The 10,431-nt window shown below is 72.2% G+C and carries 8 protein-coding genes and 1 pseudogene; 2 read left to right on the forward strand and 7 right to left on the reverse strand.

Going from position 1 to position 10,431, the window contains the following annotated elements; genetic code table 11:
- Positions 1-56: 56 nt before the first annotated feature.
- Positions 57-677, reverse strand: a complete 621-nt coding sequence (locus tag AB0D27_RS04365) for a TetR family transcriptional regulator C-terminal domain-containing protein (RefSeq protein WP_362501858.1) — start codon at positions 675-677, stop codon at positions 57-59.
- A 178-nt stretch (positions 678-855) separates the two neighbouring features.
- On the opposite strand from AB0D27_RS04365, the gene AB0D27_RS04370 reads away from it, so the two are divergent.
- The gene (locus AB0D27_RS04370; protein WP_362501860.1) at positions 856-2,409 is read left to right on the forward strand and encodes an APC family permease; all 1,554 of its coding nucleotides are present in this window, start codon (positions 856-858) and stop codon (positions 2,407-2,409) included.
- Positions 2,410-2,437: 28 nt separating this feature from the next.
- Here AB0D27_RS04370 and AB0D27_RS04375 read toward each other — a convergent pair whose 3' ends face one another.
- The 5 genes from AB0D27_RS04375 to AB0D27_RS04395 all read right to left on the reverse strand — a co-directional run bounded on the left by AB0D27_RS04375 (position 2,438) and on the right by AB0D27_RS04395 (position 8,933).
- Positions 2,438-2,857, reverse strand: coding sequence for a hypothetical protein (locus AB0D27_RS04375; protein ID WP_362501862.1), 420 nt, complete (start codon positions 2,855-2,857; stop codon positions 2,438-2,440).
- A 94-nt stretch (positions 2,858-2,951) separates the two neighbouring features.
- Positions 2,952-4,997, reverse strand: coding sequence for an acetate--CoA ligase family protein (locus tag AB0D27_RS04380; RefSeq protein WP_362501864.1), 2,046 nt, complete (start codon positions 4,995-4,997; stop codon positions 2,952-2,954).
- Positions 4,994-6,175 carry a Glu/Leu/Phe/Val dehydrogenase dimerization domain-containing protein gene (locus AB0D27_RS04385; RefSeq protein ID WP_362501866.1) on the reverse strand — a complete coding sequence of 394 codons (1,182 nt, stop codon included), beginning with the start codon at positions 6,173-6,175 and terminating at the stop codon, positions 4,994-4,996. The genes AB0D27_RS04380 and AB0D27_RS04385 overlap by 4 nt, the downstream gene beginning before the upstream one ends.
- A complete protein-coding gene (locus AB0D27_RS04390; protein ID WP_362501868.1) occupies positions 6,172-7,776 on the reverse strand; it encodes a 5-guanidino-2-oxopentanoate decarboxylase in 1,605 nt (534 codons plus the stop codon). The genes AB0D27_RS04385 and AB0D27_RS04390 overlap by 4 nt, the downstream gene beginning before the upstream one ends.
- Entirely contained in the window at positions 7,776-8,933 is a 1,158-nt protein-coding gene (locus AB0D27_RS04395; RefSeq protein ID WP_362501870.1) for an acyl-CoA dehydrogenase family protein, read from the reverse strand. The genes AB0D27_RS04390 and AB0D27_RS04395 overlap by 1 nt, the downstream gene beginning before the upstream one ends.
- 359 nt (positions 8,934-9,292) lie before the next feature.
- Here AB0D27_RS04395 and AB0D27_RS04400 point away from each other — a divergent pair, with 359 nt between their 5' ends.
- A complete protein-coding gene (locus tag AB0D27_RS04400; protein ID WP_362501872.1) occupies positions 9,293-10,372 on the forward strand; it encodes an MBL fold metallo-hydrolase in 1,080 nt (359 codons plus the stop codon).
- On the opposite strand, the pseudogene AB0D27_RS04405 reads toward AB0D27_RS04400, so the two are convergent.
- Positions 10,333-10,431 (reverse strand): annotated as a pseudogene (locus AB0D27_RS04405) (DUF3558 domain-containing protein); the annotation flags it as partial. The gene AB0D27_RS04400 and the pseudogene AB0D27_RS04405 sit on opposite strands and share 40 nt — an antisense overlap.

Here is a 10,431-nt window from a genome sequence, read left to right on the forward strand (position 1 = left end):
CGCGTACCGGCCCGGTGCCAGGGCGTACGACGGTCGACGCGCCGGGGGCGCGGCCTCTAGCGCACCGCCGCGACCAACGCCTCCCGCTTCAGCCCCAGTTCGCGTGCGAGCGCCTCGTCCACCCACTCGTGGGTGTGCGCCCGTGAGACCGCGCCCGCGTACGCCGTCATCTGGACCGCCAGCCCGTCCAGCAGTGCCGTGAGCCGCAGGGCCGCCCCGGTGGGATCCGGGCAGTGGAACTCGCCCGCGGCCACTCCCTCCACGATCACCTCGATGATGGCGGCCTTCCACTGCTTGTCGAGATCACGCGTGACCTCCCGCAGCGCGGGCTCGCGCAGCGCCGCGGCCCAGCCCTCGATCCACAGGCGCCAGCCCTTGGCCTGCCCGGTCGGCGCGTACCACCGCACGGCCGCGCGCAGCCGCCGCAGCGCCGTCGTACGGCGGCCGAGCAGCTTGCGCAGATGGGCGAGGTCGTCCTCCGCCGCGTACGCGAACGCGGCGGCGACCAGCTTCTCCTTCGTCGAGAAGTGATACAGCACCAGCGCGTTGCTCACCCCGAGCGCCGAGGCCACGTCGGCGATCCGCACCGCCGCCACACCCCGCGCCTCGATCTGCTCGACGGCGGCCCGCAGCAACTCCTCGCGCCGCTCCGCCACGCTCAACCGCACTCTCGCCACGCGGCAACCCTACACAGCCCGTCCGACACCCCACGACAGCCGCCCGCGACCCCTTGACACCACCGCGCGGCGGGGACCACAGTACCGCCACTACTGACTGCGCGTTCAGTCAGTAGGAGTGTGTTCAGGCGATGTGTGTCCCGTCCGTACGTCCCCGTACCGTCGCAGGAGTCCGCCCGTGACCCAAGCACCGAGCACCCCCAGGCCCCAGCCCGAACCCGGCACCCCCGACCTCTCCGGGGGCTGGGGCGAACAGCGTTCCCGGCTGCGCAGGGATCTGCGCAGGCTCGACGTGCTGTTCTTCTTGATCTGCACCCTCGTCGGCCTTGACACGATCGGTTCGGTCGCCGCCCAGGGTCCGCAGGGCCTGACCTGGATGGCCATCCTCGCAGTGGCCTTCTTCCTGCCCTACGGCCTGCTCGTCGCCGAACTCGGCTCCGCCTTCCCGGTCCAGGGCGGCCCGTACGTCTGGACGCGCCTCGCCTTCGGACGGCTGACGGCCGGCGTCAACCAGCTTCTGTACTGGATCTCCAACCCCGTGTGGGTCGGCGGCAGTCTGTGCATCATCGCGCTGACGACCTGGGAGCAGTTCTTCACTCCGCTGCCGGGCCCGTGGAAGTACGCGGCCGGACTGCTGTTCATCTGGGGCGGCGCCCTCGCGGTCGTTCAGTCGGTGCGGATCGGCAAATGGGTGCCGATCGCCGGAGCCGTGGCCCGGATCGTCCTGCTCGGCTTCTTCCTCGTCTCGGTCGTCGTGTACGCGGCCCGGCACGGCGTTCACGCGCTGCCGGCCGGCGACTTCGCGCCCACGTACGCCGGATTCGTCGCCCTCGTCCCCGTGTTGATCTTCAACTACGTCGGCTTCGAACTGCCGAGCTCGGCGGCGGAGGAGATGAGAAACCCGCGGCGCGACATACCGCTGTCCATCCTGCGCTCGGGGCTCGCCGCGCTGCTGCTCTACGGCGGCCCCATCCTCGGCATCCTCTTCGTGCTGCCGGGTGAGCGGATCGGCAGCCTCGGCGGATTCATCGACGCCTGCAAGGCCGTGTTCACCGTCTACGGAGGGTCGATCGCCGCGGACGGCACCGTCACGCTCACCGGCGCCGGCGCCGTCTTCGGCGGCATCGCGGCGGCCGGGCTCATCGTCGGTCTGCTCACCTCGGGCGTCACCTGGGCCATGGGCGCCCACCGTGCACAGGCGGTGGCCTGCGCGGACGGGGCGGGACCGGCCTGGCTCGGGCACATCTCCGAGAAGCACGGCACCCCGGTCCGGGTGAACCTTCTCTCCGCCGTCCTCGCCTCCCTCCTCTTCGTCGTCGCCCTCAACCTGACCGGCGGCAACGGCGAGAAGTACTTCGCGGCGGGCCTCGGCCTGACCATCTGCACCACCTTCATCTCGTACGTCATCACCTTCCCGAGCCTCGCCGTGCTGCGCCGCACTTACCCCTCCGTGCCCCGGCCCTACGCTGTGCCGGGCGGCCGCTTCGGCGTGCGGCTCGTCAGCACGCTGGCCACCGCGTTCGTCGCGTTCACGGTGGTGGTGCTGATCTGGCCCGGCTTCGGCGTCGGCTGGTTCGGCACGGCGGGCAGCGCCGCGGACTCCCTGCCGGAGTCCTTCGCCGGGCAGCGGCTGCAGTACACCCTCAGCCAAGTGGTGCCACTGGCCCTGTTCGTGGGCATCGGGATCGCCTTCTACGCGGCGGGCGCGCGGACCCGGCGCGAGAAGGGCTAGCCGGGCCGCCGCCCGTCGGGTCAGGCGATCAGTCGACGTACTGGTAGTCGGCCTCGATACGGCCGTCCTCGCCCAGGACGAGGAACTCCAGGCCGCCGCCGGTCACTTGCCCCTCCTCGATGTGGAAGGACTCCCAGCGGAACGTGATCACGTCCCGCAGTTGCCGGGCTGCCTCCTGGATCCTGAAGACGTACGTCCCCGGGGCCACGAACTCCTCGTACGCGCGCGTCACGCGCGCGTGGAGCTCGTCGTGGCCCCGGGCCTCCAGGACGGCGGTACCGAAGCCGAGGCCCACCGCTCTGTCGTGCATCTCCTGCGGAGGGCGCAGGATGTGCAGGCCCTCCTGCGACCACAGGTCCTGGACGGTCTTGCGGCGGATCTCGGGGTCGGGCTCGTTCCAGACGCCTATGTAGCGCTCGATCAAGTCCTGTGCGTCGATGGCCGGCATGATTCTCCTCGGGCGGCTCGGTGCGCGGTTTCTGACCTCACCGACTCTGCTGCCGCCCGCCCCACGCCTCAATTCCCCCCAGGGAATGGCCGTCTCACGCCAGGACTCCGTGCGCGTCCAGCGCCACCGCGCCCCCGGGATGCACGAGCAGCGGATTGACCTCCAGCTCGGCGAGCTCGGGATGCTCGGCGGCGGCTCGGGCCACCGCGCACACGGCCGCCGCCGCGGCCTCCAGGTGTACGGACGGCGCACCGCGCCAGCCGGCCAGCAGGCGCGCGTGCCGCAGCTCCGACAGCAGCACGCGCGCGCGTGCCCCGGTCAACGGCGCCAGAGCGAGCGCCGTGTCGGCGAGCAGCTCCGCGGTGACACCGCCGAGGCCCACCATCGCGACCGGGCCGAAGGCGGGGTCCCGGCGTACACCGACGATCAGCTCATGGGCGTACGGAGGCGTCGCCATGGCCTCCACGACGTAGCGCTCCGCACCGGTGGCGGCCCGCATCCGCTCGAACGCGGCCCGCAGGGCGTCCGCGTCCGCGAGAGCCAGTGCCACACCGCCCGCCTCGGTCTTGTGCGCCAGGCCCATCGCCTTGAGCACCAGCGGGTATCCGACGGACCGGGCGGCGTCCACGGCCTCGTCGGCCGTGGTGACGAACCGCGCGGCGGGGAAGGCGAGTCCATAGGAGGCGAGCAGGTCGCGGACGGTCTCGTAGGAGCCGTCGGGTATGCGGTAGGGGGCTCGCCGCGTCGTCGACGGGTTCGGCGAGGGCGGGGCGAGGAGCGCGATCCCGGAGAGAGCCGTCGCCGCCTGCTCGATGCGCTCGTACACCGGAACGCCACGCCCGCGCAGTACGGCCGGCGCCGGAGTGTCGCGGGCCATGGTGTGCACGAGGAGGGCGCGGCCCGACTCGGCCGCGGCGTCCGCGAGTTCGTCGGCGACCTCGCACTCCCGGGCGCTCTGGGCCGGGTTGGCACTCGCGTAGTCCCCGAAATACCCGGTGAGTACGACGGCGTCGGCGTCCCCACCCAGGAGCAGGGCGCGGGCCACGCGCGCGTAGGCGCCGAGATCGGCCTCGCCCGCGCCCGCCAGGTCGACGGGGTTGCGGCAACCGGCTCCCGGCGGCAGCGTCGCCGCCAGCTTCTCCGTCGTCCGCGCGGACAGCTGCGGCACATCGAGGCCGCGCACGGTGAACGCGTCGGCGGCGAGGGCACCTTGGCCGCCGCTGTCGCCGACGACGGCGACACGGAAGGAGCCGCCGCCCCGGCGGGCCGCGACCCCCGCCAGCAGACACACCGCCGTGTCCACCAGTTCACCCGCCGAGTCCAGCAACAGCGCGCCCGCCTCCCGGCACACGGCGGCGACCGTGGTGTAAGGGCTGACCAGAGCGCCGGTGTGGGAAGCGGCGGCCACGGTGGAGGCGGGGCCCCGGCCGACGGTCAGCACAAGCACCGGCTTGCCCGCCGCGTGGGCCGCCGCGAACGCGCGGGCGAGACGGCGGCCGTCACGGAAGTCCTCGATGTACGCGGCGATGACGCGGGTGGGCCCGTGGGCGATCAGGGACTCCAGGGCGTCGGCGGCGTCGATGTCGCGCTGGTTGCCCAGGGAGACGAAACGTGAGAATCCCTGTCCCGCGCGCGCGAGGAGACGGCCGATCTCCAAGGCGGGGTTGCCGCTCTGCGACACCAGACCGACGGCGACTGCCGGGAAGTCGCCCCAGCTGAGCCGCAGTTGTGTGGTCGTGTCGACGATACCCATGCAGTTGGGGCCGAGCAGACGTGCTCCGCCGCCGGTCACCAGTTCGGCGAGCGCGTGCTCGTCTGCCCTGCCGCTGCCCGAGGTGATCACCGTGAAACAGCGGGCACCCACCGCGAGCCCTTCGGCGACGACGGGACGTACGAACGGGGCGGGCACCGCCACGACGACATGCTCGGGCGCGTCGGGCAGCGCGGTCAGCGCCGGCCGGAAGGGCACGCCGTCGAGGCCCCCGCCGCGCCGGTTCACCAGGTGCACGGCCCGGCGGTCGCGTCCCGAGAGGGCGCCCTTCGCCAGCCAGTAGCCCCACTTCTCGGGATGGTCGGAGGCGCCCACCACGGCCACCGAGAGGGGGTCGAAAAGGGCGGCCAGCGGCGCCTCACCGGTCATCTGTACCACCCGTAGCGCTCCGCGATCACCGGCAGCCGCTCGGTGACGATGGCGTGCGCGGCGGCCCGCGGCGTCGTCCCGTCGGTCTCCGCGCGGGCCAGCGTCCGGTCGATCAGCGCGCGCATGGAGCGCCGCGTGTGCGCGAACGCCTCGTCCGCGTCGGGGCCGATGTCACCGAACAGCGTCCACCACCACCAGGCGTTCGTCCCGGAGTTGACCACCACGTCCGGCAGCACGGTGACCCCGCGCGCGGCGAGCAGCTCCTCGGCCTCCGCCAGGACGGGCATGTTGGCCGCCTCGACGATCCAACGGGCCGTGATCAGCCGCTGGTTGGTGGTGTCGATCGCGTAGGAGACCGCGGCGGGCACCAGCACCTCCGCGTCGGCGGACAGCCAGGCGTCGGCCGGGAGTTCACGGTCGGCGGGCCGCAGCGCGGAGCGGTCGACCGTCCCGTACGTGTCACGCGCCGCGAGCAGTGCCTCGACGTCGAGGCCTTCCGGGTTCGCGATCGTGCCCTTGATGTCGGCGACCGCCACGACCGTGAGCCCCGCGCGTGCGAGGAAGCGGGCTGTGGCCCCGCCCATCGTGCCCAGGCCCTGCACCGCGACGCGCGTCCCGGCGTATCGCGCCCCGGCGCGGTCCAGGGCTGCGAGCACCGACTCGGCGACGCCGCAGCCACCGACCAGCTCGTCGAGGCCGATGCCGTCCACTTCGACGGCGAACGCGTCCGCGAGCCGACGGCGGGCCGTGGCCTCGTCGTCGAGCAGCGGGTACACGGCCTGGATGGACGAGATGAGCCCGGCCTCCTCGGCCGCCCGGTCGACCAGGTCCTGGGTGAGCCCGAGGTCCTCACCGGTCGTCCAGAAACTCTCGATGTACGGGCGCATGGCACGCAGATAGCGCACCAGGAGGCCGTACGCGTCCGGGTCCTGGGGATCGCAGTCGATGCCGCCCTTGGCGCCGCCCAGCGGGATGTAGCGGCCCTCGGGGTTGTAGTGCAGGGCTTCCTTCATCGTCATGCCGCGGGCGAGACCCGCGACCTCGTCCAGTGTGCAGCCGGGCCGCATCCGCAGGCCGCCGCTGGAGACGCCTCGCACCAGCCGGTCGACGACGAGGAAGCCCTGGCGGCCGGTGATGTGGTCCGTCCAGGTGAGCGTCATCAGGGGGGCGGCGGTCATGGGGTCTCCTCGGGGACGGCGATCAGGGTGGGGCCGGGGGTGCGCAGTGCCTCGGTGAGCGCGGCGGCCAGCGCGTCCGGGCCGCACGCGCGCGTGCCTTGCCCTCCGTAGGCGCGGGCCAGGGCGGGCAGGTCGACCGGCGCGAGGTCCACCGCCGACGGGCGGTCGCCTCGGGCGGCCATCTCGTCGCGGATCTCCCCGTAGCCGCCGTTGTCGAACACCACGACGGGCAGCGGGAGTCGCAGCTGCGTCGCGGTCGCCAGCTCCTGAACCGTGAACTGGAGGCCACCGTCCCCGCTGAGCGCCACCACCTGGCGCTCCGGACACGCCACCTTCGCGCCGATCGCCGCGGGCAGCGCATAGCCGAGCGTGCCGAAGCCGGTCGGGTGAAGATAGCGGCCCGCGGGGCCGAGCGGGAGGTGGGGGAGCGCTCCGTAATAGCAGCACTGGGCGCTGTCCGAGGTGATGACGGCGTCGTCGGCGAGGACGGAACGCATCGCCCGCAGATACGGGATCCAGCGGGCGTCGCGTGCGGCGGTCTCGGCGTCGCGCACGGCTCGCAGGGCGCCCGCCTGTCCGACGGCGTCCTCGTCGGCCTCCACGCGGGCGTGGCCCCGTACTTCGCAAAGCAGTGCCTTCAGGCACGTCCCTGCGTCGCCGACGACATCCACCTCCGCGGGCAGACCCGCGTACATCTGGTCCGGGTCCAGGTCCACGCGGAGGAGCTTGCCGTTCAGAGCGGGAGGCGGGGACCACAGATCGGACTCGGCGAGTTCGGTGCCGACGGCGAGTACGGCGTCGCGCTCGCAGAGCCACCTCTGGACGGCCGGGCTGTGCAGCGAGACCCCGAGCGACAGCGGGTGGGTCTCGGGGACGATCCCCCTGCCATTGGCCGTCGTGACGACGGGAGCGCCCAACTCCTCCGCGAGCGCGAGGCAGGAGGCGGTCGCGCCCCGCGCGCCGCCGCCGAGCACGAGCGCCGCACGGCGTGCGCCGCTCAGGACTTCGGCGGCCTTCCGTATGGCCTCGATGTCGGGGGCCAGCGGCACGACGCGCGGGGCGGCGCGCACCGGGCCGGACTCCTCGGCCGCCTCCAGCAGATCGAGCGGCACCTCGATGTGCACGGGCCGCGGCCTGCGCGTACCGAAGAGCGTGAAGGCCCGGGCGACGGCCGTGGCGATCTCCGCGACCGAGGAGACCCGGTGGCTGAACGCGGCCACGCCCCGCAGCGCCTCCGTCTGACTGCGCGTCTCGTGCAGCAGACCGGTCGCGAGCCGCGGATGGCGCAGCGGCATCCCCGGCGAGACGACCAGCAGCGGAACGCTGTCCGAGTACGCCTGCCCGACGGCGGCCGCCGCGTTCAGCAGCGCGGGCCCGGTCGTCGTGATCACGACCCCGGGGTTGCCCGTCACGCGCGCGTACGCGTCGGCGGCGTATCCGGCACCCTGCTCGTGACGCGGCAGGACGTGCCGGATGCCGTACGGGCAGAGGTGCCGGTAGATCTCCAGGTTGTGCGTTCCCGGGATGCCGAAGACCTGGGTCACGGCGTGTCCGCGCAGAGCGCGTACGAGCGCCTCGCCGCCGGTGAGCGTCTCGCCCATCACAGGCTCCGCGAGATGACGAGCCGCATGATGTCCGAGGTGCCCTCTTCTATCTCCTCCAGCTTCGCGTCACGCATCCACTGCTCGACCGGGAACTCCCGCGAGTAGCCCCAGCCGCCGAGCGTCTGGACGGCGGCCCAGGTGCAGTAGGCGGCGGTCTCGGACGCCGTCAGCTTGGCCATCGCCGCCTCGGCGGTCGCGTTCAGACCGGCGTCGAGGCGCTTCGCGGCCCGCCAGGTCATCAACCGTGCCTGCTCCAGGCGCGTACGCATGTCCGCGAGACGGAAGGCCACCGCCTGGTGCTCGATGATCGGCTTGCCGAACTGCCGGCGCTCACGGGCGTAGTCGCGCGCGTACTCGTACGCGGCGCGCGCCACGCCCGTCGCGGCCGCGCCCAGCACGGTGCGCGAGATGTCGAAGGTCCCCATCAGCCCGGGGAAACCCTCGCCCTCCGCTCCGAGCCGGTGCTCCTCGGGGACGTACGCGTCCTCGAACAAGACCTCCCGGCAGACGATGGCGCGCTGCCCCATCTTGCGCATCGGCTCCCCGAAGGAGACACCTTCGGTGTCCTTGCGCAGCAGGAAGGCCGACACCCCGCGCGAGCGGCGGTCGGGATCGGTCTTGGCGAACACGACGTACTGCTCGGCCTCACCGGCGTTGGAGATCCACACCTTCTGGCCGTTCAGACGGTAGCCGCCGGCGGTGCGCTGCGCCGTGGTGAGCATCGACGCGGCGTCGGAGCCCGCGCCCGGCTCGGTGGTCGCCAGGGCCGTCATCGGCGTGTCGGGACCCGCGAGGGGTGTCAGCCACTCCCGTTTCTGCTCCTCGGTGCCGAGCTCAAGCACCGGGTCGGCGAAGAAGCCGTTCGAGCAGAGCAGATTGCCGATGCCCAGGTCACCGACGCACAGCTCCTCCTGCACCAGGACCTGCGTGAACACATCGGTGCAGCCGCCGCCGCCGAACTCCTCGGGCAGCATGAATCCGGTGATCCCCACCTTGGCCGCCTTGCGCCACAGGTCCCACGGCGTCTCGACGTCCGCCTCGTCGACGGCGCGCGCCCGCGGGCGGATCTCGTCCCGCGCGAACGCACGCGCCAGCTCCACGATGTCGCGCTGCTGTTCGCTGAGCGGGACCAGCTCGGTGGGGAGGTCGGACATGGTGCCTCCAGGCGGGTACGAGGATCATTACTGAATAGCGAGTCAGTATCGTCAGTATCCGGAGGGGTGCGGTGCCGTGTCAACGTACTGAACCGATCGTCAGTAGACGGCCCGCGTCCGAGGCGTACGGCGAGTTCCTGGCCCCGCGGTCGGCGAGCGCGGGCGTGTCCGATCGACGGCACCGTCGTGACAGAGTCGTTCGAGTCCGTCTCGGTGGCGCGGAAGAAGAGCGCGCGCCATGGGGTTGAGGGGACTACAGACCGAAGATCACGGACATCGCACTGTGACAGGGCTGACCCGGCGCTGTCAGAGGCGGCGGCCATAATGGAAAGCCTGACCGACTCCAACTGGAGGTAACCGTGACCGGTTTCCGTACCTTGAGCTCCGGGCTCCGCGCGCTGCGGCCCGCCGCCTTCGGCGCGGATCCGAGTGGTGAGCGCCTGGAGCGCATTCTCAGATCGCCGAATTTCGCGGACGGCGTCTTCCGGAACCCGGAGAATGCCCGGATCCGCCCCGACGCCTCGATGCTGGAGTTCGCGAAGGTCTACTTCCGCAAGGAGGAGCGCGCCCACCGCGCCCCGTCAGGGACGGTGCCGGTGCACGCGACGACGGTCGCCGACCTGGCCAGGCCCGCAGCGAGCGGGCTGCGGCTCACCTGGATGGGGCACTCCAGCATCCTCGCGGAGATCGACGGGCACCGCGTGCTCTTCGACCCGGTGTGGGGTGAGCGCTGCTCTCCGTTCAGCTTCGCCGGGCCCAAGCGGCTGCACCCGGTGCCTCTGCCGCTGGCCGCGCTCGGCCCCGTCGACGTGGTGGTGATCTCGCACGACCACTACGACCACCTCGACCTGCCCACCATCAAGGCCCTGGCAGACACGGCCACGGTGTTCGCGGTGCCGCTCGGCGTCGGAGCCCACCTCGAGCACTGGGGAGTGTCGGCGGACCGTCTGCGCGAGCTGGACTGGCACGAGTCGACGAAGGTCGGCGGGATCTCCCTGACCGCCACGCCGGCGCGGCACTTCTGTGGCCGCGGTCTGCGCAACACGCAGCACACACTCTGGGCCTCCTGGGCCGTCGCGGGCGACGAGCACCGGATCTACCACAGCGGCGACACCGGCTATTTCGACGGCTTCAAGGACATCGGTGCCGAGCACGGCCCGTTCGACGCCACGATGATCCAGATCGGCGCGTACAGCGATTTCTGGCCCGACATCCACATGACCCCCGCGGAGGGCGTGCGGGCCCACCTGGACCTCCAGGGCGGGCAGCCCTCCGGCGTGATGCTGCCGATCCACTGGGCGACGTTCAACCTGGCGACCCATCCCTGGGTGGAGCCCGGCGAGGGGACGATCGCCGCCGCGGGCGCGGCCGGCGCGCGCATCGCCCTGCCCCGCCCCGGTGAGCCCTTCACACCGTTGTTGTCGAGGCTGTTCCAGTAGCAGTTGCCGCGCGTCGACACATCGTCCGACTTGCCCTCCTTGCCGGACTTCACGCCCTT

Origin of the sequence: Streptomyces sp. NPDC048415, from assembly GCF_040651675.1 — a bacterium.
Lineage (GTDB): Bacteria > Actinomycetota > Actinomycetes > Streptomycetales > Streptomycetaceae > Streptomyces.